The organism is Arthrobacter sp. E3 (assembly GCF_017353415.1).
GTDB lineage: Bacteria > Actinomycetota > Actinomycetes > Actinomycetales > Micrococcaceae > Specibacter.
This window is the reverse complement of sequence record NZ_JAFMPX010000029.1, coordinates 1-24746: the sequence shown is the minus strand read 5'-3', so window position 1 is coordinate 24746 and position 24746 is coordinate 1. Positions and strand designations below refer to the sequence as shown.

23 protein-coding genes, 1 rRNA gene and 1 pseudogene are annotated in these 24746 nt (G+C 59.9%); 9 read left to right on the top strand and 16 right to left on the bottom strand.

Going from position 1 to position 24746, the window contains the following annotated elements; genetic code table 11:
- Positions 1–10: 10 nt before the first annotated feature.
- A pseudogene (locus tag JMA46_RS12475) lies at positions 11–1128 on the bottom strand (exo-alpha-sialidase).
- Between the two features lie 130 nt (positions 1129–1258).
- Here JMA46_RS12475 and JMA46_RS12470 point away from each other — a divergent pair.
- The 3 genes from JMA46_RS12470 to JMA46_RS12460 are packed head-to-tail and all read left to right on the top strand — an operon-like array spanning position 1259 to position 4148.
- The gene (locus JMA46_RS12470) at positions 1259–1573 is read left to right on the top strand and encodes a metal-sensitive transcriptional regulator (protein WP_207345669.1); all 315 of its coding nucleotides are present in this window, start codon (positions 1259–1261) and stop codon (positions 1571–1573) included.
- Between the two features lie 4 nt (positions 1574–1577).
- Complete coding sequence (locus tag JMA46_RS12465) at positions 1578–1805, top strand: cation transporter (protein WP_207345668.1); 228 nt, start codon at positions 1578–1580, stop codon at positions 1803–1805.
- Between the two features lie 18 nt (positions 1806–1823).
- Positions 1824–4148, top strand: coding sequence for a heavy metal translocating P-type ATPase (locus tag JMA46_RS12460; protein WP_348770156.1), 2325 nt, complete (start codon positions 1824–1826; stop codon positions 4146–4148).
- Here the strand turns inward: JMA46_RS12460 and JMA46_RS12455 are convergent.
- Positions 4122–5180: a DMT family transporter gene (locus tag JMA46_RS12455; RefSeq protein WP_247647274.1), complete on the bottom strand. Its 1059-nt coding sequence runs from the start codon at positions 5178–5180 to the stop codon at positions 4122–4124. The genes JMA46_RS12460 and JMA46_RS12455 overlap by 27 nt on opposite strands.
- A 72-nt stretch (positions 5181–5252) precedes the next feature.
- Between JMA46_RS12455 and JMA46_RS12450 the strand changes: the two genes are divergently transcribed.
- Positions 5253–5840: a CGNR zinc finger domain-containing protein gene (locus JMA46_RS12450; RefSeq protein WP_207345667.1), complete on the top strand. Its 588-nt coding sequence runs from the start codon at positions 5253–5255 to the stop codon at positions 5838–5840.
- Between the two features lie 80 nt (positions 5841–5920).
- Here JMA46_RS12450 and JMA46_RS12445 read toward each other — a convergent pair whose 3' ends face one another.
- The 5 genes from JMA46_RS12445 to JMA46_RS12425 form a co-directional block, all read right to left on the bottom strand.
- A complete protein-coding gene (locus tag JMA46_RS12445) occupies positions 5921–6712 on the bottom strand; it encodes a carbohydrate ABC transporter permease (RefSeq protein ID WP_247647276.1) in 792 nt (263 codons plus the stop codon).
- A gap of 101 nt (positions 6713–6813) precedes the next feature.
- Entirely contained in the window at positions 6814–7809 is a 996-nt protein-coding gene (locus tag JMA46_RS12440) for a sugar ABC transporter permease (protein WP_348770155.1), read from the bottom strand.
- Complete coding sequence (ngcE, locus tag JMA46_RS12435) at positions 7806–9221, bottom strand: N-acetylglucosamine/diacetylchitobiose ABC transporter substrate-binding protein (RefSeq protein WP_207345665.1); 1416 nt, start codon at positions 9219–9221, stop codon at positions 7806–7808. The genes JMA46_RS12440 and ngcE overlap by 4 nt, the downstream gene beginning before the upstream one ends.
- Before the next feature lie 113 nt (positions 9222–9334).
- Entirely contained in the window at positions 9335–10108 is a 774-nt protein-coding gene (locus tag JMA46_RS12430) for a sugar isomerase domain-containing protein (RefSeq protein ID WP_207345664.1), read from the bottom strand.
- The gene (locus JMA46_RS12425) at positions 10092–11063 is read right to left on the bottom strand and encodes a MurR/RpiR family transcriptional regulator (RefSeq protein WP_207345663.1); all 972 of its coding nucleotides are present in this window, start codon (positions 11061–11063) and stop codon (positions 10092–10094) included. Before JMA46_RS12425 ends, JMA46_RS12430 begins: the two co-directional genes overlap by 17 nt.
- 92 nt (positions 11064–11155) lie before the next feature.
- Here JMA46_RS12425 and JMA46_RS12420 point away from each other — a divergent pair, with 92 nt between their 5' ends.
- Positions 11156–12199, top strand: coding sequence for a BadF/BadG/BcrA/BcrD ATPase family protein (locus JMA46_RS12420; RefSeq protein WP_207345662.1), 1044 nt, complete (start codon positions 11156–11158; stop codon positions 12197–12199).
- A gap of 19 nt (positions 12200–12218) precedes the next feature.
- Here JMA46_RS12420 and JMA46_RS12415 read toward each other — a convergent pair whose 3' ends face one another.
- The 4 genes from JMA46_RS12415 to dnaB all read right to left on the bottom strand — a co-directional run bounded on the left by JMA46_RS12415 (position 12219) and on the right by dnaB (position 16130).
- Positions 12219–12575 (bottom strand): hypothetical protein, encoded by a 357-nt coding sequence (locus JMA46_RS12415; RefSeq protein ID WP_207345661.1) that lies wholly within the window; start codon positions 12573–12575, stop codon positions 12219–12221.
- Positions 12576–12646: 71 nt separating this feature from the next.
- On the bottom strand, positions 12647–13255 hold the full coding sequence (locus JMA46_RS12410) for a hypothetical protein (RefSeq protein WP_207345660.1): 609 nt from the start codon (positions 13253–13255) through the stop codon (positions 12647–12649).
- 9 nt (positions 13256–13264) lie between these two features.
- A complete protein-coding gene (locus JMA46_RS12405) occupies positions 13265–14638 on the bottom strand; it encodes an MATE family efflux transporter (protein ID WP_207345659.1) in 1374 nt (457 codons plus the stop codon).
- 112 nt (positions 14639–14750) lie between these two features.
- Positions 14751–16130, bottom strand: a complete 1380-nt coding sequence (gene dnaB / locus JMA46_RS12400; protein ID WP_207345658.1) for a replicative DNA helicase — start codon at positions 16128–16130, stop codon at positions 14751–14753.
- Between the two features lie 396 nt (positions 16131–16526).
- Between dnaB and JMA46_RS12395 the strand changes: the two genes are divergently transcribed.
- Positions 16527–16898 (top strand): DUF1801 domain-containing protein, encoded by a 372-nt coding sequence (locus JMA46_RS12395; protein WP_348770154.1) that lies wholly within the window; start codon positions 16527–16529, stop codon positions 16896–16898.
- A gap of 59 nt (positions 16899–16957) precedes the next feature.
- Here JMA46_RS12395 and rplI read toward each other — a convergent pair whose 3' ends face one another.
- From rplI to rpsF, 4 genes are all read right to left on the bottom strand, one after another.
- Complete coding sequence (gene rplI, locus JMA46_RS12390; protein ID WP_207345656.1) at positions 16958–17407, bottom strand: 50S ribosomal protein L9; 450 nt, start codon at positions 17405–17407, stop codon at positions 16958–16960.
- 15 nt (positions 17408–17422) lie between these two features.
- Positions 17423–17662: a 30S ribosomal protein S18 gene (gene rpsR, locus JMA46_RS12385; protein WP_003800144.1), complete on the bottom strand. Its 240-nt coding sequence runs from the start codon at positions 17660–17662 to the stop codon at positions 17423–17425.
- A 148-nt stretch (positions 17663–17810) separates the two neighbouring features.
- On the bottom strand, positions 17811–18416 hold the full coding sequence (locus JMA46_RS12380; protein ID WP_207345655.1) for a single-stranded DNA-binding protein: 606 nt from the start codon (positions 18414–18416) through the stop codon (positions 17811–17813).
- A gap of 62 nt (positions 18417–18478) precedes the next feature.
- Complete coding sequence (gene rpsF / locus JMA46_RS12375) at positions 18479–18784, bottom strand: 30S ribosomal protein S6 (protein WP_207345654.1); 306 nt, start codon at positions 18782–18784, stop codon at positions 18479–18481.
- 286 nt (positions 18785–19070) lie between these two features.
- Here rpsF and JMA46_RS12370 point away from each other — a divergent pair, with 286 nt between their 5' ends.
- From JMA46_RS12370 to JMA46_RS12360, 3 genes are all read left to right on the top strand, one after another.
- Positions 19071–20528, top strand: coding sequence for a DUF3375 domain-containing protein (locus JMA46_RS12370; protein ID WP_207345653.1), 1458 nt, complete (start codon positions 19071–19073; stop codon positions 20526–20528).
- A gap of 130 nt (positions 20529–20658) precedes the next feature.
- Positions 20659–21225, top strand: a complete 567-nt coding sequence (locus JMA46_RS12365) for a DUF4194 domain-containing protein (protein WP_348770153.1) — start codon at positions 20659–20661, stop codon at positions 21223–21225.
- Entirely contained in the window at positions 21226–24522 is a 3297-nt protein-coding gene (locus JMA46_RS12360; RefSeq protein ID WP_207345651.1) for an ATP-binding protein, read from the top strand. It begins immediately after the preceding gene.
- A gap of 121 nt (positions 24523–24643) precedes the next feature.
- Here JMA46_RS12360 and rrf read toward each other — a convergent pair.
- Positions 24644–24746 (bottom strand): 5S ribosomal RNA (gene rrf / locus JMA46_RS12355); the annotation flags it as partial.

Here is a 24746-nt window from a genome sequence, read left to right as displayed (position 1 = left end):
GTTCAACGGCTTAAAGTTCGACGGCGGCAGCCCGGACGCAAAGTACGTCCGGCAGGTGGCTGAGGACTTCGGCAAAATGCCCGCCCTCATCGGCGCTGGCATAGACGGAGCCGCCTCGGGTGCCGAAGTACAGCCCTGCCGGTTCTGCCGTGTCCACGGCTGCGGCGTCCCTGAGCACCACGTTGTAGTCAGGTTCCGCCAAACCGTCGGCCAACCGTGTCCAGGACTTCCCGGCGTCGTCCGTGCGGTGAACGGCCAGCTGCCCCTGCGGGGGAATCCTCTCACCGTCAGCCATGATCGGCACAACCCAGGCTGTACCGGAGCGGCTCGGATGGGTCAGTACGGTGAATCCAAAGTCCGTAGGTAGGCCCTCGGCGATGGATATCCAGTTGGCGCCGGCGTCGTCCGTGCGATAAACACCGTGGTGATTTTGTGCGTACAGGACATCGGGGCTATTGGGATCCCGAGCAACTTTGTGCACGCACTGGCCAAATTCCGGCAGTGGATCCGGCATGAAATAGGCGCTGATCCCTTTATTCCGTGCCTCCCAGGACTCCCTGCATCGGTGCTGCGATAGACCCCGCCGGTGCTTATGGCGACGTGGATGGTGCTGGGATCCGTAGGGTTGGGCAGCACCGTGTGAGCCGCGGCACCGCCGAATCCGGCACCCCATTCAGTGCGGTGCGGATGATTCCACAGGCCACGGTTAAGTTCAAAGTGTTCGCCTCCGTCGGTGGACTTCCACAGCGAAATGGGCTCACAGCCCGCCCAAACAACGCCCGGGCACCCCTCACTATCCGGTTGTATCTGCCACACCCTCTCCAGGGCTGCGCCGGTGTCCTCCGGGAACGTGATGGCACCTTTTTCAGGCTCCTTCCACGTGGCACCAAGGTCGTCGGAGTGCGCCACCGTGGGACCCCAGTGTTCACTGCGCAGGCCTACCAGAATACGGGTGCGGCCACCCCTGGTGTCCAGGCCAATGCTGGGAATCTCATGCATGAGGAAGTGCGGTCCGGTAAACGTGAAATTGCTGCGGTCGGTGCTGGTCCCCAACCACAATCCCTTTTTGGTGCCCACTGCAAGCAGGGTCACTTGGCTTCCTTTTGGCTTCGCTTCAGTGTTTGTCATGCTATGAATTCGAACACGGCAGGCTCGGGGCAGCAAGGGGCAACCCGTCGGTAACATTCATTCACTGGCCCACCTCCACTGTGACCCAACCACACTTTGCGGATACCCCATGGGGGTATATGGTTAAGTCATGGACAGCGACGAACAGTCCCGGGGTTACTCGGAAGAAAAGCAGGGATACCTGCGCCGCCTCAAGCGCGCCGAAGGTCAGGTGCGCGGCATTGCCCGAATGATCGAGGAAGACAAGTACTGCATTGACATCCTCACCCAGATGGCAGCCGTCAACAAGGCCCTGCACGCTGTCAGCATCGGTCTGCTCAAGGATCACATTTCCCATTGCGTGGTTGGGGCCGCCAACGAATCCCTGGAGACCGGCAATCCGCAAATCGTCTCGGACAAGGTCACAGAAGCCACCGCCGCCATTTCCCGCCTACTAAGGAGTTAGCACCATGAGCAAAACCACCACCGTCAACGTTTCCGGCATGACCTGCGGACATTGCGTCAGCTCCGTCACTGAAGAACTAACCGAGCTCAAGGGCGTGGAAAACGTCTCCGTGGACCTGAACTCCGGCGGCATTTCCGAGGTCACCATCACGTCCACCCTGACGCTTGATCCGGCCGAAATCAGCGAAGCCGTCGCTGAAGCCGGCTACCTCGTCGTCGCCAACAACGCCTAACCCACACTAAGGATCGCCGTGAGTGCCGCAGATATTCTGTCCCAAACCGCCACACCGGGCCCGCGCACAGTCGAAATCGACATTGAGGGCATGACCTGCGCCTCCTGCGTGGCCCGGGTGGAACGCAAATTGGGCAAGCTCGACGGCGTCAGCGCATCCGTGAACCTCCCGCTGGAATCAGCCGTGGTCACAGTCCCGGCCGGCATCAGCAACCAGCAGATCCTCGACACCGTCAAGGCCACCGGCTACAGCGCCACGTTGAAGCACGACGCCGGTAGCCGGCCCGCAACCAACCCCCACCCGGGTGCCACCCGGGAAGGCTCCGGTGCGGATGCCAACCCCGAAAGCGCAGCGCAGGAGCACAAGGCACACGGCGGCACTGCTGCCACGCTGCTTCCCCTGCTCGTCACAGCCGCCATCCTGACCATCCCGGTCTTCCTGTTCTCCATGTTCACCGCCCTACAGTTCCCACATTGGGGCTGGGTTGTGGGCATCTTGACCCTGCCCGTTGTCACGTGGGCAGCTTGGCCGTTCCACCGTGCGGCCGCCATCAACGCCCGCCACTTTTCCTCCACGATGGACACGCTTGTCTCCATCGGCGTCAGCGCTGCGTTCTTGTTCTCAGCCGTCACCCTGGCCATGGATCCGATGTTGACAGCCCACGGTAGCGCCATGGAGGGCCACGCGCCGCTGTACTTTGAAGTTTCAGCAGTGGTGGTGACATTCCTGCTGCTGGGGCGCTATCTGGAAGCGAAGGCCAAGGCCAAGGCTGGCGATGCCCTCAAGGCACTGCTGGAACTGGGCGCCAAGGAGGCCACGGTGCTGCGCAACGGCATCGAGGTCAAGATTCCCGCGGCCGAGCTTGCCGTGGATGAGATCTTTGTGGTCCGCCCTGGCGAAAAGATTCCTACGGACGGCGTCGTCACCGACGGCAGTTCCGCTGTGGACACCTCACTCATCACGGGCGAATCCGTGCCGGTGGACGTTTCGGTGGGCGAGCCCGTCACCGGCGCCACAATCAACACCTCGGGCCGCCTCCTTATCCGTGCCACCCGTGTGGGCAGCGAAACCACGCTTGCCCAGATGGGCAAACTCGTCAGCACGGCCCAAGCCGGCAAGGCTCCGATCGCCCGCTTAGCAGATCGGATCAGTGCAGTCTTTGTGCCGGTCGTGCTCATCATTGCCGTCGTGACGTTCGGCCTCTGGCTGCTGTTTAGCCTGCCAGTGATCAGCTCGGCCGAGCTCCAATCGGCGTTCACGGCCGCCGTCGCCGTTTTGATCATCGCCTGCCCCTGCGCTCTGGGCCTGGCCACACCCGTCGGCCTGCTGACAGGCACCGGCCGGGCCGCCCAGCTTGGCATCCTCATCAAGGGGCCGCAGGTCCTGGAGGACACCCGCACCGTTGACACGATCGTGCTGGACAAGACAGGCACCGTCACCGAGGGCAAGCTGAGCGTGGTCGACGTCGTTCCCCTCACCCAGGTGCCAGCCGCGGACGTCCTGCGCCTTGCAGGAGCCGTGGAATCCCATAGCGAGCACCCCATCGCCCATGCCATCGCCGCCCATGCAGCCGACGCGGGGACGTTGCCCGAAGTCACTGACTTCACGTCCTCACCCGGTGGTGGTGTACGCGCTGGCATCGAAGGCCGCGCGGTCTTGGCAGGCCGAGCTGGCTGGCTGGAAGAAAACCATGTCGTCCTGACCGCCGAAGCCAAATCCGCCCTCATCGATCAGCAACAGCGCGGGACAACGGCCATCTGGGTAGCTGTTGACGGTGAGGCTGTGGGGCTGATCGCGCTCAAGGACACCATCAAGGCGGGCTCCGAGGCTGCCATCAGCAGGCTGAAGGAACTTGGCCTGCGTCCCATCCTGCTCACGGGCGACAACATGGCCGTGGCACTCCAAGTGGCTGCAGCCGTCGGGATTGCAGCCGAGGACGTCCATGCGGAGGTGCTGCCCGAGGGCAAGGTTGCTGCTGTTGCACAGTTGCAGGCTGACGGAGCCACCGTAGCCATGGCCGGCGACGGCGTCAATGACGCAGCGGCACTGGCTCAGGCCGACCTCGGAATTGCCATGGGTTCAGGCACGGACGTGGCCATCGAGGCTGCCGACCTGACGGTCATGGGCAACGATCTGGGTCAGGTGGCCACGGCCATTGCGCTTTCTCGCAAGACGCTCGGAACCATCAAGACGAACTTGTTCTGGGCCTTCTTCTACAACGCCATAGGCATTCCCGTGGCCGCCCTTGGCCTGCTCAACCCCATGATCGCAGGTGGCGCCATGGCCGCCAGCTCGGTGCTAGTGGTGGCCAACTCGCTAAGGCTGCGGCGTTTCGGCCGGTAGTGGTTCCACCGGCTCAAGGTCCACCGCGTCAAAATCAACGGCGTCAAGTTCAACCGCGTAGGACGGACCGCGTCGAGGCCATCCACGCAATTCATCCAGCCGAACAAGGACCACACCGAACATGATGGCAACGCCACCCATCAGCTGGATGGCACGCGGCAGCTCGCCCAGCAGGAGCCACGCCCAGATCACGGCAAAGAGAACCTCAAACAAGGCCACAAAGGAAGCCACCTTCGAGCCGAGCCCGCGCGTGGAAACGATGCCAACAAGGTAGGCAAGCACTGTGGTGACCAGCACCAGCCCCAACACGGGGACCAGCCAATGGACCTGCACTCCAGCAAAGACGGGACTGCCGAAGGCAAAGGCCATCGGCAGCAGTCCCGTCACGCCCAGCCCGATGATCATCGCGGCACCAGCCACCATGCCGCCACCCGCCATGAGGATGGGTGGGACGTTGTCGCCGGAGCGCGCGGACATCACAAAGTACACTGCCGAGCACACAGCCGCCGCCAGCCCCCACAGGATCCCCTCGACACTGACTTTCTGGCTTCCGGCCAGGTCCAGCACCAGCACCAGTCCGGACATGGCGCTCATGGCCCCGATGACTGTCAGTATCCGCGGACGTTGGCGGGTGCTCAGCCACACCCAGCCCACCAGCAGCACCGGTGAGAGGTATTCCAGCAGCAGCGCCACACCCACGGAGACGTGTTGGACGGCATTGAAATAGAACAGCTGACACAGGGCGATGGGCACAATCCCGTAAATGGCTATTCTACCCAGCGACCCCTTGACGTCTGACCAGCGCCGCACAAGGGTGATGATCACGGGTATCAACAGCACGACGGCGGCGCCGCCAATGCGGACTGCCACGGCAGCGCCGGGTGACCAGCCAATGTCGAACAGTGACTTGGCAAAAGGGCCCGACAGGGCAAAGGCGGCTGCTGAGACAAACGCCAGCAGCAGGGCCGGAGAGGCCATCGCCGTCCGCGTTGCAGCAGCGGATTCGAGGGACGGGTTTTTTGCAGTGGTCATGGATGTTCCGTATGTCAGCAGTGATCAGCGTTAGACTAATGACATTACGCCCTAGGAATGTCAGGAGTCAATATGGTCTTTAGTCATGACACCGAGGTGGCCCTGCTTTCTGCCGTCAACCTCATCAATACCGCACCGAGCACAGTGGACGCCGACGGGAGCACTTCTGGGCCAGACTCGATGGCCACCGTGGCGGAGCTTGACGACTTTGTGGTGCGCGAACAATTTACCGGTTCACGTGAGCACTCACCCACTGAAGTTGCAGCCGTGCGGGACATGCGTGCAGAACTGCGCACCATCTTCACCGCAGATGAGGACACGGCTGCGGCCATGGTCAACAAGCTCCTGTCCCGCGCACAGGCACTGCCGCAGCTCGTCAAGCATGACCAATGGGACTGGCACCTTCATGCCACGGCCCCCGCTGCGCCTCTCGCGCAGCGCATGGGGGTGGAAGCCGCAATGGCACTAGTGGACGTGATCCGAGCCAAGGAACTGAGCCGCCTGAAAGTCTGCGAAGCCCCTGACTGCAGCGCCATGGTCATAGACCTGTCTAAAAACCGCTCGCGGCGGTATTGCGATACCGGCAACTGCGGCAACCGTGCCCACGTGGCTGCATACCGCCGTCGTCAATCAGCCCTGGGTAACGCGGGCCACCCCTAGGAAATTCGAAAGGGGAGTAGTTGCCAATGTTTTTGTAAAATATTGGCAACTACTCCCCATTCGCACTGGGAATGTAGTTTCTACTTCATGGTTCCTGCCGACACCGAGCCCTGGAGCTGGCGTTGGAACAGGATATACATGACCAAAACAGGCAAAACCACAATGATGGCTGCAGCGAACAGTGAACCGAAGTCCACTGCGTAGCCCTGCTGGCCGGCAAAGGCGGCGATGCCCTGCGACAGCACGTAGTTCTTCGGGTTGGTGTTGATGGCCACGGGAATCAAGTACTGGTTCCACAAGCCAAGGAAGTTGAAGATGGCAACGGACGCCATCCCCGGCTTGGCCATGGGCAGCATAACCTGGAAGAACGTGCGCCATTCACCGGCCCCGTCGATCTGTGCAGCTTCGGCAATCTCTTTGGGGAGTGCTTTGAAGAAGGAGAACAGGAAGAACACGGTGAAGGGAAGAGCGAACGACACATACACGAGGATCAGGCCCGGCAGCGTGTTCAGCAGGCCGATGTTTTTCAAGATGAAGAACAAGGGCACAATTGCCAGGAAGATCGGAAACGTCAGCCCGGCGAGCATCAGATAGTAGATGGCGCGCGAGCCCGGGAACACGTAGCGGGCCAGGACATAGGCACACATGGCTCCCAGCACCATCACGATGACGAGCGCGAAGCCCACCACAATGACCGTGTTGAAGAAGTACGTGCCAATGCCTGCGGTATTCCAGGCGCTGATGTAGTTGTCAAACTTCCACACGGCTGGAAGTGAGAACGGGGACGCAAAGATTTCCGTGGTCGTTTTGAAGGACGACAGCAAGGTCCAGCCAAGAGGGATGAGCACCATCAGCGCCCACAAGGTGAGCATGACGTGTGAAACGCCAGCTACAACCTTGTCGCTCTTGGTGTCCTCGCCTTTACGTTCAACGTGGCCTTCTGCGGCCGATTTCTTTGAAATATCGAGTGACATTATTCACCCACATCCTGACTGCCGCCGGTAATCCGGTTCACCAGGAATACCAGCGCCGAAAAGCCCAATGTAATTACTGCCAAAACGACGCCCATGGCACAAGCCAGACCAAACTGGCTCTTGGAGAACGCCGTGGTGAACAGCTTTTGCGACATAACCAAGGTCGAGTTCTCCGGGCCACCCGTGGAGTTCAAGACGGACATATACACGAATGCGTCCAAAGCCAGAATGCCCATGTACACGTAAGCCGTCTGGATGTTGTCACGAATCAGCGGGATGGTAATGCTCAAGGCTGTGCGGAAACGGCCAGCGCCGTCAATGCGGGCTGCTTCAAACGTTTCAGCGGGAATGCCCTTGATCGCTGCGATGAACAGGATCATGTAGAAGCCCACAAAGCCCCACACCATCACCACCATCGAGGCAACCATGGCCGTGCGCGCGTCACCAAGCCACGGGTAGTCCTTAAACCCGTCAAGCCCAATGCCGGTCAGGATGCCGTTAAGCAAGCCGTTGCTGGGAGTGTAGATCTGGGCCCAAATGATGCCGATGACGACTGCCGGGATCACATAGGGGAAGAACGAGACGATCCGGTAGAATCCTGCGCCTTTCAGTCCCTTGATCTGGCCTCGGCTGCTGCCGCCAATGGTCACGAGTGTGGCCAGGACAAGACTCAAAACAATGGTGATCACCGGCAGGAAGACTACCAAAATGACACTGTTTCGGACGGAAATCATGAAGATGTCGTCATTGAACAACTTGACATAGTTTCCAAAACCTACGAACGGCATGTTGTTGTCGAAGCCGCTCCAGCTGGTCATCGAGTAGTACACCGCCTGGGCGAAAGGCGAGATCACGAAGACCAGATAGATCACCAACGGCAGTCCCAGGAAGACTGCCATGAAGCTGACCTTATCAAATGTCAGTTTTTTCCGGCGCCGCCGGACGGTGGCGACAACGCCACCGCCCGGCTGCACTTCGTTTGTTGCTTGTGTCACTTCACTTCAATCTTCGTGACTGAACTGTCCTTGGCCACCTTGTCGGTGATCTCCTGCAGGGCCTTGGTGAGGCCGGGGACGTCGAGCTTGCCGTCAAGGAAGGAGTTCCACGGGACAAGCATGTCGGCGTTCATGCCGTACAGGTCAATGAAGTTCCAGGTGAAGATCTCCTTGCCGGCACCTTCCAGCAACGCCGTCTGGGAGACCAGCGCGGTGGAACCGAAGCCGTCGGCCGGGACGGTGCCCTTGACAACTGTCGGAGCCAACTTCGTCTTGGCGAAGTTGGTGGCTGCTTCCTTGGAGAGCATGGTGCGCAGCAATTCCTTGCCTGCTGCCACATTGACTCCCTTGGAGGGGACAATGAAGGGCTCGCCTGCTGCGGAGTGCAGGCCCGTCTGGGACATTTTCGGGCTGGCTGACACCACCGGAACAGCGGCACCCGTCATCTCGAAGCCAGCCTTGGTCTGGTCCTTCATCTCGTTCTCAATCCAAGAACCTGACGGGTACAGCAGTGCGTCCTGGTTGTTGCTCCACTGTGCCTGCGCTGCAGTGAAGACAGTGCCGGATCCACCGGGCTTGAAGTAACCAGCCTGGACAACCTTCTCCATGGCGGTGAAGACGCTCTGAAGTGCCGGGTTGGACCAGGCGTCGGGCTTCAGGTTTTCAAGTGCCAGGCGGACGTCGTCGCCGCCTTCCTTGATGGCCGAGGCGATGGCCATTTCCTGGTAATACGTGGCAGCTTCCTTGCCCCAAACGAACAGGTACTTGCCCTTTTCCTTCGCCTTGGCGCCAAGCTCAAGTGCTTCGTCCCATGTGGTGGGCACCGTCCAGCCGTTGTCCTTGAACAGGCTGGCCGAGTACCACATTGCGTAAACGGTCAGCACGTAGTTGATGGCTGCAACCTTGCCGCCGAACGTGCCCGGGGTCAGGACACCGTCATACAGCGTATCCGCGATCTTGGTCCCCTCGAGGTTGTTGGCCTCTGTAACGGACTTGAGGTCTTCAAGCTGATCGAGAATGCCGCTAAAGCCCATGGACTTGGCACCGGAGTTGTCAATCAGATCCGGAGGCGTGCCACCGACGAAGCGGGGCTGCATTTCCTGGGAGATGTCAGTGGAGGGGCTGATCTTCACCGTAACGTCGGGGAAGTTCTTGGTGAAGATGGCTCCGGCGAAGTCAACATAGTCGATTCCGTAGCCACCCTTGAAGATCACTGCGTCAAGTGCACCGGTCTTGGCAACTCCAAACGGGTTCTTCGTGGGGTCAACCTCGCCACCCGCAGCAGCCGAGGTGGTGGAGGATCCGCCCCCTGCACAGGAAGCAAGCGCTCCGCCCAAGGGCAAAAGTACGGCGGTTGCCAGGGCCCCGCGGAGGAATCCACGACGCTGCAGCGGCTGGTTCTGAATACTCATTCTATTTACTGCCTTCCATTGATGGTACGAGCGCTAAATCGGTACTGCCTTGAACGAACTTGGTACGGGTACTGCATTTCACTGGGCTGACTCCAGCATGGGTGTAGCTGAGATCATGCCTCACGCCTGAGTCGGCCGACGTAGTGGCCAACCAGCGCGGTGTTGTGTTCGTCCCCGCCCGGGATATTTGCCGAAATATAGATGGGCGGCTTCTTCCCCGCACGGATTAGGCACTGGACCGTTTCGATAGTGAGCAACTGTGCGATATATGCACCTGTGATCGATGAAACAGCACCAACACCTCCCCCGCCGGAAACTTCCAGGGTCGTATCGCCGTAGGGCGCCCTGTGATCGATAATAAAATCTGCAATCTCGCTAAGTCGCAGCCCACTTGGGTGTTTGGGTTCCACCGCGTTCGTGTGTTGCAGACTCGTCACGGCAATGACCTTGTGTCCATGTTCCTTAGCGGCCAATGCCAGTCCAACAATCGAACCATTGACCCCTGAATTCGAGGCAATGATGAAGATGTCCCGCGGATCAATGAGGGAAAGATTGAAGAGCTCCTCGGCAACACCCGTTTCGCGTTCCAGGACGGAACCTTCCAAGGAGTCCAATTCAGCAACACTTCGTTCCCCGTGGAGCACCAAGTCACGCAGGGCGATCTTGCTCGTGGGGATCAGCCCTCCGGCACGGCCTGCAATCTCCATGGCAAAGGCCTCGGAGTGGCCGGTGCCAAAGGCTTGGATGACGCCGCCGTTAGCCAGGGCATCTGCCATTGCGGAAGCAGCCGCGTCAACGCCGCCCGCAACGGCCCACTCCGTGATGGCTTCCAATCGGGTGGAAACTTCAAGGCTGAAATCTGTCGTGTAATTAGAAATGATCCTCACCCTTTCCAGTTTTGCGGGGTGTTCTGTGGCTGCTCACTTCAAGCCGCGCGGCCCTGGTGGGGCGCCGGTGCGGGGAGACAGCCATTGCTGAAGCCGCAAGTTTCGAGGTGGTCTTGGCAAAATTTACCTGAGCAACCAGTAAATAGATCAAGTCCAGTACCAGTAGCTGTACGTGCTTGGCTGAGAGATCGTCCGGCTGCAGGAACTGCTCATGAACGGACGTGATGATGGAAGCATCGGCACTTTCAGCCAAAGGGGAGCCTGGGTTGTTGCTCAGTGCCACCGTCAACGCCCCAGCCTCGCCGGCTTCACGCAGCATTTGCAAAGTTTCTTCAGTTCGGCCGGTGTTGGATATACCGATGGCCACCGTGCCGGAGTCCTGAATGGCAGCACTCGTCAGTCCCGCGTGGACCTCTGACCAGTGGTGGGCGTTGATGCCGATCCGGTAAAGACGTGACTGGAGTTCCTTGGCCATGACAGCACTCCCACCAATCCCATAGATGTCCACATGTGAACTCATGGCAATGCGGCGGGCAATTTTGTTCATCAAGGCCAAATCCATGACGGCCGCGGTTTCCTCCAGGGAACGCGTATGGGCGTTCACAAGTGTGCTCAGCACGTCACGTGGCGAGTCATCGGGGCCAAAAGCACGTCCAATATCGGCCTTCCACGACTCGCGGGCGTCGCTGCGCCCAAGGTCAGAGGCAATGCTGACCCGGAAGGGCACGTAGCCGGCATAGCCAAGCAGCCGACAAAAGCGAGTGACAGTGGCCGGGGATGTTTTAGTTTGCTCCGCCAGTTCCATGATGGAGAGTTCAAGGGGTGCCTGTGGGTGCTCAAGAAGATAAGCACCGATTTTGGCCATGGCAGCAGGCATATCAGGTAGTTTGGCCTGAATACGGTTCACGACACCGGCGGACGTTGCCGCTGATGCAGGAGTCGTGAAAGCTGACATGTGAAAATCCGTTTCTTTTTGATAGCTACACAATGAAAACTATTATCACGATGGATGTAAGTCAAGTCACACTCAGACACAGATTGGTAACGATGCGGAATTTTCTTGCTCTTGACGCCGGCGGAACGTCCACCAGGGCTGTTCTCGTTGACTCCGCGGGCAACTGCCACGGCTATGGCACGGCGGGCGGGGGAAACCCGGCTTCTCGCGGGTTTGGACCCGCATTGGACGCACTGGTGCAAGCTTCTACCCTGGCCTTGGGTGGCCGCCCCGCGGCCATCGAAGGTGTTCTCGTGGCGATGGCCGGAGCGTCGCTTGAACTGCCCTTGCATTTGTTCCAGGATGGCTTCGAGCCACTGGGCCTCACAGGTGACATCATGATTGAATCTGATTTATTGGCGACGTTTTACTCTGGAAGTTGTCATGACGAAGGCTTGGCGTTGATAGCCGGAACGGGAGCTGTGGGCGCACGTATCGCCGGCAGTCAATTGGCCGCCGTCGCTGACGGGACTGGTTGGTTGCTCGGCGACGAGGGATCTGGGTTCTGGCTTGGCAGGGAGGTTGTTCAGGCTGTGGGGGCAGCTCTCGACGGCCGGGGCCAGGCGACGGCATTGACCGAGTTGGTTCTGGCTGAGCTGGGGATAGCTTGGGAGCCGAACGCCCGCACCCAAGGGCGCCTACGTGCTCAACAGCAGCTGATCTCGAGGGTTTACGAGCAGAGTCCCATTGAGCTCTCCCGGTTCGCTCCCCTCGTTTTCAAGGTACAGGAGGGGGCGGCGCAAGAGGACGTAGTTGCCAGGGACATCATTGAGCGTGCGGCCAATGCACTGGCCCAGACGCTTCTTGCCGTCAGCCAGGGCGTGGAAAGTGATGGGGCCGCGCAACTTGCGGCAGGGCCACTAGTTTTTGGCGGCAGCGTTCTAACAAAAGGACCCACTGTTGCCCAGGCAGTGGTGGACGCACTCAGGACGAACAAGAGCGGGCCCGGCGCGGGGCTCAGCACAGCCATTGCGCCGATTCTCGTGGACGACGGCGTGGCAGGTTCAGCCGTACTGGTGCTCAAACGCCACGGAATTGATGTTGATGCCGGTGTCTTTTCGCGGATCCAGGACAGTTTGGCAGCGTTGCGCAGCTGACCGACGCGGTGCGGCCGATCTAGCGGGAGGGGGTTTCGCCGTCGTGCGTGGTGTCTGCCGGGCCGCCTTGGGCCGCATTGTCCGTTTTGATCTGCTTCAAGCGGTCGGCGGACCGCCGGTTCACACCGGAACCTTCACTGAGGTAGTCCTCATTTTCCTTGTGGCCCATGACCATCAGGGATGACAACAGCAAGGTGACAACAAAAGCAATGCCAAACGCAATGGCTCCAAGGTCCCAGCGCAGCCCATGAATCGTGCCCCCAGCGGACACCACAAGGGTGACAAGGCCCGCAACCGCTGCAAGGGCGGCGGAAAAGCTCAGCGGGAACTTGATGGAATTGCCCGAATCCGGGTTCTGCGGCTCTACACGGCCCACAATTGATCCTTTGCTTGTTGGGTGTTCACACACCCTGGCTTTCTACGCGAAGTAGAACATACGGTGCCAGTTTACTGGGCTTTTGTCTTGCTGCCATCATGGCGAAGCGTGAGTGCGGACAACGCCCATAGTGCGCCGATCATCAGTGCCCCTCCACCGGCAACGCCCATGAGTGCGTGGGGGCCCACGGTGGCGAAGAACGGAAGGAGGATTCCTGTGCCCAGTCCAAGAACGCCGGAGATCATCCAGTCACTTCGCAAAGCGATCTTCGCTTTCCTGTTTCCGGCTGGTTTGTCCAAGGCGGCAAATAGTTCGGCGGCACCCACCACAGCAAGGGCTGCGCCGCCAAGCCAGGCCGTTATCACGGTGCTGGCGGAAATAGCCACCACAACCCCGTTCATGGCCAGGAATCCTGCGGCTCCAAGCAACACCAGCCTGCCACGGTGTCCACGCGGTAATTCAAGAGTACTCACCACCCAGTACTGGGTGGCCGCCAAGGCAAGGAAGTAGAGCGCAAAGCCAAGGCACAATCCCAGCACGCCAGGATCTGCCCAAAAGACTGTCACGAGGCCAAAAGCCATCGTCACAACAGCCCGCAACAACACGCGCTGCCACAGCGCAGGGATGCCGGGCGCGGCCGTACGGGTGTTGCTTGACTGAGGCAGTGCTGTTTCACTCACCCTTCAAGTCTAGCCGCGGGCGGCCGGAACGCCGATTTGCATCCATCGTCCCGTTCGGGCGCGCAGCCCCAAAGTCAATCCGCGGGCCCCCATGTACCCGATGCTGAACGCGGCCCAGACCCAGAACAGCCCCGGAACAGTGTCACCGAAGTCCACTTGGGAAATCCAGAAGAGCAGGGGCAGGTAGACCAACAGATTCGCCATCCCTACCAATGCGAGATACCGGGCATCCCCAGCTCCGATGAGGACGCCGTCGAGCACAAAAACGTACCCGGCAAGCGGCTGGGCAACAGCCAGGACAAGCAATGCCGCGCTCAGCGCCGCGTGGACACTCGTGTCCGAGGTGAAGATCCAGCCGACGACGCCGGACCCCGCCCACAGCGCGAGTCCCGTCAACACACCAAAGACCAGGCCCCACCTCGTCATGGTGCGTGTCAAGACCCTCACTTCCATGACGTTGCCGGCACCCAGTTCTTTACCAATCAGTGCTTGGGCGGCGATGGCGAGGGCATCAAGGGCGAAGGCGAGGAACGTGAAGATGGTCATGGCGAGCTGGTGGGCTGCCAGATTGGTTGCGCCCTGTGCGGTCACCACAAGCACGGTGGCCAGGATCGCGCCGCGGAGTGAGAGTGTCCGCAGCATGAGCCAACTGCCGACACGGGACACTGTTCGAACACCCGCCCAATCGGGGCGCAGACCAACGTCATAGCGTCGGGCTGCCCGCACCACAATGACCAGGTACACCACAGCCATTCCCCACTGGGCAATCACTGTGCCCAGTGCGGCTCCAGCCACGGATAAGCCCAGGCCGTAGACCAACACCAGGTTCAGTACGATGTTGACTGCAAACCCGACTATCGCCACTACCAGAGGTGTCCTCGTGTCTTGCAGGCCACGCAACACGCCCATGGCTGCCATCACCAGCAGCATGGCGGGAATGCCGGCCAAGCTGATCATGAAGTACGTCTGTGCGTACCCCAGTACATCTCCGCTGGCACCCATGACCCCGAAAAGTCCGCCACCAACAAATATTCCGACAACGGCGAGCGCCACGCCCAGCATCGCTGCCAGCCACAGCCCGTCCCTGCCAACAGCAAGGGCATCAGCGTGCCGGCCGGCTCCCAAAAGCCGCGCCACGGCGGGAGTCGTGGAGTAGGCCAGGAACACCATAAGTCCCACCACGGTCTGCAGTACAGTGGCAGCCAGCCCCACTCCGGCCAGTTGTGAAACCCCCAAGTGTCCAACAATGGCCGAGTCAGCCAGGAGGAAAAGTGGCTCGGCGATGAGCGCACCAAAGGCGGGGATCGCCAAACTTCGGATGGCCCTGGCCGTTGCGCGGCGGCTCTCGTTGGAGGCGTCGGTCAGCGTTGTTGGTTTGGGCATGGTTTAACAGTATCGGCCACTGCGGCAATTCATGGCCTCGCTCCGGCCCGGGGACCGGGGCGTAATGGGCCAGCAGCGCACCCCGGTCAAACATCACCACAGTGCGGCCGGGTTAGTAGCTGCCCCCACCGTCGCTGGCCATGTTGGCAAAGCGCGAGTAGTGGCCCTGGAAGGCCACAACCATCGTTTTAGTGGGCCCATTTCGGTGCTTGGCCACGATCACGTCGGCTTCACCGGCGCGGGCTGATTCCTTGTCATATATGTCGTCGCGATGCAGCAGGATCACCATGTCGGCGTCCTGCTCGATGGAGCCGGACTCGCGAAGGTCGGAGATCATGGGCTTTTTGTCGGTACGTTGTTCGGAGCCACGGTTCAGCTGCGAAAGGGCAACAACGGGGACTTGAAGCTCCTTGGCCAGCAGCTTCAAGGCACGGGAGAACTCAGAAACTTCCTGCTGACGCGATTCAACGCGCTTGCCGGATGACATGAGCTGGAGATAGTCCAAAATAACCAGCTTGAGGTCGTGCTGCTGCTTCAACCGACGGCACTTGGCCCGGATCTCCATGAGTGACATATTGGGGGAATCGTCAATGAAGAGCGGCGCTTCGTTCATTTTGCCCATGGTGGTGGCAATCTTTGACCACTGGTCATCCTTGACGGTTCCCTTGCGCAGGTCCTGCAGGTTGATCGTGGCCTCGGCAGACAGCAGACGCATGGCCAGTTCGTTGCGGCCCATTTCCAAGGAGAACACCACAGTGGCCATATTGTGGTCGATAGCTGCCGAGCGGGCCCAGTCAAGGGCAAAGGTGCTCTTTCCCACGGCCGGCCGGGCCGCGATGACGATCATCTGACCCGGGTGGAGCCCGTTGGTCAATTCATCAAATTCGTAAAAACCCGTAGGCACGCCCGTCATGCCTTCGCCCTTGTGCCCGGAAGCCTCGATTTCATCCACAGTGGATTCCATGACGTCCTTCAGGAGTACATAGTCCTCTGTGGTGCGGCGCTCAGCAACAGCAAAAATTTCCGCCTGGGCCGCGTTGACAACCTCTTCAACTTCGCCGTCCTGGGAGTAGCCCATCTGGACGATCTTTGTTCCAGCCGTCACCAACCGGCGCAGCACGGCACGTTCGGCCACGATTTCAGCGTAGAAGCCGGCATTGGCTGCCGTGGGCACAGATTGAATAAGTTGGTGAAGATACGCAGCGCCACCAATCTTGGCGATCTCTCCACGCTTGGTCAGCTCATCTGCAACTGTCACGGCATCGGCAGGCTCGCCCCGGCCGTAGAGGTCCAGGATGGCCTCATAGATGCTTTCGTGGGACGGGCGGTAGAAATCACTTCCGCGCAGTACTTCGACCACGTCCGCAATGGCATCTTTGGAGAGCATCATGCCACCCAGGACACTTTGCTCGGCCACTAGGTCCTGCGGGGGTGTCCTTGCGAAATCTGGTTCACGGGGTGTTGTCCCGATTTCCCTGACTGTAGCCGACATGTGTGGTGCCCTCTTTCCGCCCTGCTGACCGGGTCTTTCACCACTTGTGGCGGTGTGTTTTTTAGTGCGACTGCTCCTGCCAGCTGGTACGGACAAAGTCGTCTTTGCGGAGAGCCTAGTTGCAACGTTAGACGCTGAAAGGGCATCCACCAACCCCGTTGTCCACCCCCACTGTGGATAACTAGTGCATTAACTGCCCTAGCTTGTGCACAGGATGGGGATAAGTATGTGGATAAAATGACGATTGTTCGCAAAACATGGCTCTGACCTGCATGAACACTATCCACCCCCTGTGGAGGAATACTTTTTTTAAACAAAGTTCAAGGCTTACGCACAGCCTTGCCCACACCAGCCCGCTGGAAGAAGCTCACAATATCCACAGATATATACGCACATGTGGATATCCCGTGCCCAGCGACCCAACGAGTAGACGCCCACGCGCTGGTAGCCCTCATGCAAGACATCACGGGGCAGCCGCCACAAATATGGGGACCGAGCCTCATCGGCTACGGCGAATACCATTACAAGTACACATCGGGGCGTGAAGGTGACGCTCCTGCTGCAGGATTTTCTCCGCGAAAGGCCAACTTGGCCATATACGGGCTCATGTACCCACCCGGCGCTGCGGAACTGTTGGCGACGTTGGGTCGCTTCAAATCCGGGGAATCCTGCATATACGTCAACACGCTCGCTGATATAGACATGGATGTGCTGGCGCAACTCATAGCGTCGAGCTACCAGCACCTGACCACCACTACCCCGAATTAAAGCAAGAAGCCCGGCCCCATTAAAGGAGCCGGGCTTCAAGAAACGCTATGTGCAGGCGACTAGCTTGCTACAACGTTCAAGGTGATGACAGCGGAAACGTCGTCGTGGAGACGAACGTTTGCCGTGTGCTTGCCAACCAACTTAATGTGGGCGGGCAGTTCAACCTTGCGCTTGTCAATAGTGCCCAGACCCGCAGCGGCAACAGCCTTTGCAACGTCGTCGGCCTTGACGGTACCGAACAGGCGGCCTGAGGCGCCGGCCTTGACCTTCAGAACAACGGTGTGTCCCTGAAGGGCAGCGGCCTGCTCCTGGGCTGCTTCAATGGAAGCGTGGGCGTGTGCCAGGCGTGCAGCCTTGATGGCTTCAACCTGCTTCTCGCCACCCTTGGACCAGGTGAGGGCGAAGCCGCGGGGCAGAAGGAAGTTACGTGCGTAACCGTTCTTCACCTCAACGATGTCGCCAGCGGCACCGAGGCCGCTTACTTCGTGGGTCAAAATGAGCTTTGCCATGTGTATTTATCTCCCTTAACCGCGGCCAGCGCCGGAGTAGGGAAGCAATGCAACTTCGCGGGCATTTTTGATTGCCTGAGCGATTTTGCGCTGCTCCTGAACGGTGACACCCGTGACGCGGCGCGCACGGATCTTTCCACGGTCAGAAATGAATTTGCGCAGCAATGCTACGTCCTTGTAGTCGATGACAGTGATGTCAGCAGCCTTCAAGGGATTGGACTTTGGTTTGGGCTTACGGAGTTCAGCCTTAGCCATCGTGGAGCTCCTTAGTGTTAGTGGAGCCCGTGGATATTAATCCGCGGGATGGTGTGCGTACGGCGGTTGCCGCACATTGATAAACAAGTGTGGTGCGCGGGTTCCCTGCGTGGCGGCGGAGCCGACGCGAAAGGGCCTGCACCACACGTTAGAAGGGAGGCTCGGAGTTATCCGGGCCTGCACCCCAACCGGAGGAGCCGCCACCGGGCGTGGCCCAGGGGTCGGCTGCCGGTGCGGACTGCTGCTGCTGGCCGCCGCCCCACTGGGGATTTCCCCCACCGGGATTGCCGCCGAAGCCGCCTTGTCCCCCGCCGGCGTTGCCGCCGCCGAAGTTTCCGCCCTGGCCGCCTTGGCCACCGCCAAAGTTATTCCCACCCTGGCCGCCGGAGCGTTGGGTGCGGTTGACCTTGGCGTTGGCATAGCGCAGCGAGGGGCCGATCTCGTCGACCTCAAGCTCCATGACGGTGCGCTTTTCGCCTTCTTTGGTGTCGTAGGTCCGTGACTTCAGCCGGCCTGAAACAATGACGCGGGTTCCCTTTGTGAGGGACTCGGCAACGTTTTCGGCCGCTTCACGCCAGATCGACGCGCGAAGGAACAGCGTTTCGCCGTCCTTCCACTCGTTGGACTGGCGGTCAAAGGTCCGCGGAGTCGACGCAACGGTGAAGTTCGCTACTGCTGAACCGCTCGGTGTAAACCGAAGTTCGGGGTCACTGGTGAGATTACCAATGACCGTGATAGTGGTTTCGCCTGCCATCTGCTCCTGCTTCCTGCTTGGTGTTTTCCTACATAGAAAAAACTAAAAAGTTAGGGCCGAAATTACTCGGCTTCTACTTTCTGCTCTTCCGGACGGGTGATCTTGGTGCGCAGGATGGTCTCATTGAGGCCAAGCACGCGGTCAAGTTCCTGAGCGGTAGCGGGAGCAGCAGTGAAGTTCACCACGGCGTAGATACCTTCAGACTTCTTCTGGATGTCGTAAGCCAGGCGGCGACGGCCCCAGATGTCAACCTTTTCGATGGTTCCACCATCGTTGGTGATGACATTCAGGAACTTCTGCAGCGACGGCTCAACGGTACGCTCATCAACATCGGGGTCGATGATTACCATCAGTTCGTAAGGACGCATATGTGAACCCACCTCCTTTGGTCTAGGCGGTTACGGCATTTCCGTAACAGGAGGTTCATTTGCGGTGCCTGTCTGGCGCCTGAGTCCACTCATTGAGTGGCCCCGGTTCCAGCACAGACTTGTCTATCTTACCGTAAGCACGACGCCGGATAGTCACCCCTGTGGGTAACCCTCACCACATGCCTTGGCTGGGAATGGGCAAAATGCAGCGTCGACAGTCGAGGTCTCCCTCATGCCTTAAAATGGAATTACCCCCGTTCCCGTTTTCGCCGAAAGGCTCCACTTCATGCGCTCCACCGACAACGCCGTTGCGCAGTGGCACGCGCAAAAGCAGTTGCGGCACAGCCCAGCGTGGAAATTACTCCAGGGAGCATCGTGGGCGGTGGCGTTCCTGCGGGCTGAATTCACCGCCACCAGGCAGCGGGTGCCGCTGGAAATCTTCCACGCCGACCTGGCCGACTTCATGAAGGAGCTGCGCGGGGAAAACCTGAGCCTAAACGAGGCATGGCAAGCCTCGCACTATGCCGATTCCTGGGTGCGCAGCCAGTTTTTGGCCCGCCCCATGGTGGACGGCAAATTCTTGTATGAGCCCACGGCCGGCACGGCACGCGTTCTGGCGTTGCTGGACACCTTGACGGGACAACGCACCAACTTGAACAGCTCACGGCTGAGCACTTTGCTGACGAGCATTGAGACCCTCTCGTTTCAAAGCGACCCCGACCCCGACACGCGCATCGCCGCCCTGGAAGCAGAAATTGCCGAACGGGAAAATGAAATTACCGCCTTGCGCAACGGCGGCACCCCCACCGTGCTGTCCGATGACTCCGCACTGGCAGCCACCCGCAGCATTTTGGACCTGGCCGCAAGCCTGCCTGCAGATTTCAAGCGCATGCGCGACGGCGTGGAGCGCATGTTGCACACCATTCGCCAGGAGATCATGGAATCCTCCGTGACAAAGGGTGTGGCCATGGGACAGGTGTTGGCCGGGGACAAAGCCTTGCGCGGTACGGTCGAAGGCGAAACATTCCAGGGATTCACCGAATTCCTCAACGACCCCGTGCAGCAGGCCAGATTCCGGCAGTCCGTCAATGAGGTGCTTGAACGCGACTTCACGGATCAGCTCAGTTCCGAGGAGCGTGGCAACCTCGCATCACTGGTGCGCGAGATGCGCCGCCAGGCCGCCGATGTCCACACTATTTACGGGCGCCTGTCGGAGAGTCTTCACGCGTATGTGCAATCGGCCGAGTTCAGGGAATCGGTGCTGCTCCGCAAAGCCATCCACGCGGCCGAACAGGCAGTGGCCAAGGCATCACTGGGCTCCCGCACAGCAGTGGTCCCGCCGCTGTTGTATTCACCCAACTTTGAAACTCTGGCAGGGCTGGGCATTTTCAACCCCGAGGACCATGTGCCGCCGCCGAAGCTGGCGGCACCTCCGGCACTGAGCGATGCCGACATCCACCGCACCCCCTCTACACCGGCACCCGACATGGAAACGCTGCACGCCGCCGTCGAACTTGCCCGGCAGAGCCGCAACGGCAGCGCCACGCTGGCTGACGTCTACACCTCCCTGCCGGGCGAACTGCAGCACCTGAATTCGATCCGCGGCCTGATCATGGCTGCGCGCAGCTCAGGAAGCTCCTTTGATCCACTGCGCACCCAGACCGTGAATTTCACGCAGATCGACGGCACCACCCGCACCGCCGAAGTCCCGTTGTTCACCTTCACGAAGGACCCCGCCCCATGAGCAGCCCGAACGAAACCAGCCCGACCCCTGCTGGCATCAGTTTCTCCAGCGAGAGTTCCCAGGGTGGACGTGAACGGACCCTTTTGCCGGAGACACCGGGTCCTTCCCCCTTGCGTTGCGTCAGGCGTTGGTGCGTTTGCTACGCGGGCCGTACATTGACGGCACCACGGATCCGGCCCTGTGGACGACCATCCTCAACAACACCGCCTCGCTCCAGCAGTACCTGAGCGAAATATTCCTGCTGTTGACTGTCGATTTGGAGCGCAAGATCGCACTTTTGACCCCCGCCTCAATTGACGCCGTGCACACGCAGCCGATTGTGGCCCGCAAGCCGCTGCGCCGCGAAGAGACACTACTGGCGTTGCGTCTACGCGTGCTCCTCGACAGGCACGCCGGCACTGGCACCGACGTGGGGATTTCCCGTGCAGGCGCTCGGGAGATCCTAGCCGAGCACCGGCAGCCCGGCGCCGTTGATGACAAGCGCCTCGACGAGCAGACGGATGCCGCCCTAGCCCGGCTGGCAGGGTTAAAACTGATTGTGCCCACGGAGCTAGCCGACGAGTACAGGGTCAGTAACGCCCTGGCCCTGGCCCTTCCCTTTGACTCAATCGATCAAATTCCGGCCTATCTTGCCGCCTTGGACAAGAGTGCCGTCGCCGAACCGTTCGAGGACACACTGATGCAGGAGACGTTCTAGATGAGCATTGCCACGACCCTGCCCTTTGGTGAAGAAATCAATCCCGGACAGTTCCGCCTGAGCCGGATCCACATCATCAACTGGGGTACCTTTCACGGCCGCCACTCCATGTACGTGGACAGGGCAGGCACACTGCTGACAGGCCACCCCGGCGTGGGCAAGTCAACACTTTTCGACGGCATCCAGCACATCTTCTATGCTGCCCCGCGCCTGAACGAATCAGCCAACGAGGCCTCGAACCGCAGAGACCGGCGAACCACCTTCAGCTACATGCGCGGACGCAAGATCAAGACGGCCGACGGCGTGGTGTACCAACGTCCCAGCGCCACCTGGTCAGCGGCCTCCCTCGTGTTCGAGGACGGCCTGGGACGGGTTGTTACCATCGCCGCGCTCTTTGACCTGCCCGCCAACGGGCTTGAAGGCCAGGTTGGCAAGCACTATGTCATTCACAATGCCGAACTGGACATCCAGGCACTCGAAAACCACGGCAGCCGGCGCTTTTCCTCGTCTTCACTGCACGCAGCCCTGCCCGGGGCCGAAACTTTCGACGTCCACAAGACCTTTGCCGAACGATTCCGCCGCAAGCTGGGAATCCACAATGACAAAGCCTTCTCCCTCCTGCGGACCCTGCAAAACGGCAAGGGCTTGGACAAGGGCGTCAACCGCTTCTTCCGCTACGAGGTGCTGGACAAGCCGGCGACGCTGTCTGCTGCGGCAGCAGCCGTGGAGGACTTCAACCACCTAAGCGGCATTTACCGCCAGCTCGAGGATGCCCGCGGCCAGCGCGACGCGTTGGCGCCCGTGCCTGAACTGCACAAGAAACTGCAGGACATCAAGGCAAACCAGTCCCGCACAGCTGAACTAAAAAATATTCAACTGCCGTTGTTGCGGCAAAAATTCCAAGCTGACCTACTTGCGGCAAAGGCCGTGGCCCTGGCCGACGCAGCACGGGAGAAGCAGCACCACATCGAAACTGCCGTCGCGTCCAAGGATGCCCTGGCCGAGTCCGTTTCAGCCCTCTCCGACCAGCATGCAAACCATGGCGGACGGGCCATCGAAGGCCTCGAGAAGGACATCCGTTCCGGGAAGCGGGAGCTTGCTGAGCGCCTGCGCGTGGAAGCCTCGGTCCAGGGTGAACTGGAAGCAGCAGGGCTCGAGTGTGACTGGAGCAAGACGGGGCTGGCCGCTGCCCGCGCTAACGCGGCGACCGGCGTCGAGCTTCAACAGGCAGAGACGGAGAATGCGCGGGCGCTTGAGTACCAAGCCGTTGCCGTCAGCGTAAACATCCGCGACCAGGAGAAACAGCTTCGTGCGGAGATTGAGTCGTTTGAGCGCCGCGGCAGCAATATCGACTCACGCAGTGCAGCCGCACGCCGGGCCATTTCTGCTGCCTCGGGCTTGTCCCTGGATGACATGCCGTTTGCCGGGGAACTGGTGGACATTGCCGGTGGGCAGGGCTCATGGCGTTCCGCGGTGGAAAAGGCTTTGCGATCCCTCGCTACAACTTTGCTAATTACCGGGGAGAACATTCCCGCGGTTACTCAGGCCATCAACTCCCTTGATGGGCACGGGAAACTGCGTTGGATCAACATCTCCGTGCGCCCTCGTGATGCAACGGCCGGCGATGACGATCTTGTTGGCAAACTAGATTTCCACGATTCCGACGCCGGAGCTTGGCTCCAGTCGAAAATTGCGGCTGACTTTGCCTTTCATTGCGTGACCAATGATTCCGAGCTGCACCAACACGCAAAGGCCATCTCACAGGCGGGAACCGTAAAGCTGAGTTCCGCCGTTTATGAACGCGACACCCGCACCATCAACCCCGGTGACTACCTGCTCGGATTCAACAACGCCGCCAAAATTGCCCAGCTGCAGGAACAAGCACAAGCCCTGGCGACCAAGCATGAAGCATCTGCAGCTACAGCAACACAACGCAGCCTTGCCAAGGAACAGTCGGCACGCAGGCTGGCCGCTCTGCAACGGATAGCCGTTGATGACAGGGACTTTGCCGAACTCGCTTCCGCAGAGTTGGCTGGCCAGCTGGAGGCCCTTCACGCTGCGCTGGAAAGAACAATCGCAGGAAGCGCCACGTTGGCGCAGCTGCGTGAATTACTGGCAACAGCCAAGGCAGACCTTGAAGCCGCCGTGGGTCGTGTAGCAGTGCTGCACCATGATGCCGCCGCTATTGACAAAGACCTGGCTTCCATCCGAACAGCACTCAAGAAAACGGCTGACCTCAAGGCCACTGCACCGGACTGGGCGGTTGCCGCGTTCGCACCGTACCTCAGCGGAGGCGAACCAACCACTTTGGACGAGATGGAGGTGTTGTTGAGCGGTGTGGCCGTCGACTTGGGCGAACGCAGTGCAGTCCTGAATGAACAACAGTTTAGGACAGAGGGGGCCCTGAGCGAGATCTTCAAGTCCTTTGGCCGCCAGTTCGGACCTACCATGAGTGCCAGCCACGGCACCGGGGCCGACGCGACACCGCACTACGAAGAGCTTTATGAACGTATAATCTCCGACGGTCTGCCCCAGCGCCAGGATGAATTCCGCGAGTACTTCAACAACCGTTCATACGAACGCTTCTCGGATCTCCTGCAATTATTGGAAGAAGAACGCAGGGTGATTGAGGAACGTATACTTCCGCTCAACCAGATACTCTCCGATGTCCCATTTGAAAAGGGCAGCCGGCTGCGGCTGGAAGTTCAGACAAGCATTCCCGATGAAGCCCGTGCGTTCAGGAAGGAACTCAAGGAAGCTCTTGGAAACGCGTACACGAAATCTACTGAGGAAAAGATGGCCTCAAGCTACCAACAGCTTGAACGGCTCGTGACCGCTCTTCGCGACCCTGGCATGGCGCACTGGACAGACACTGTCCTAGACGTCCGCCAGCACGTCACTATCAGCTGCAATGAGCACAGACCCAACGGAGAGGTTGAAATTGGCCTAGAGCCTGGGACGCTGTCTGGTGGCGAAGGCCAACGCTTTACCTCGTTCATTATGGGAGCCGCCTTGGCCTACCAATTGGGCATCGACACCCAGGGTTACAGCACCTATGGCACCGTAATGATCGATGAGGCGTTCATCCAAGCGAACTCCGAATACGCTGGCGCTGGCATCAATGCACTGCAAGAGTTCGGTTTCCAACTCCTACTCGCTGCACCGGAAGACAAGGTGGATCTCTCGCGGCATCTGGGTTCAGTCACTGACATCATCAAACACCCGCAGGCCAATGTCTCAGGATTCATCTCCACCGGTCAATCACCTGCTACGGCCACGGACATCGTTCTTCGCTAGCCCGCACTGCTGTTACGCGTCGCGTTTTGGGGATCGGTGTGATTGTGGTTTGTGCCTCGACGTTTAAATGCAGGGAGGCCCCGCACCGTGTGGTGTGGGGCCTCGACCTGTTTTTGGTGTTGTCCGGCGGTGTCCTACTCTCCCACATCCTCTCGAATGCAGTACCATCGGCGCTGTGGGTCTTAGCTTCCGGGTTCGGAATGGGACCGGGCGTTTCCCCCACG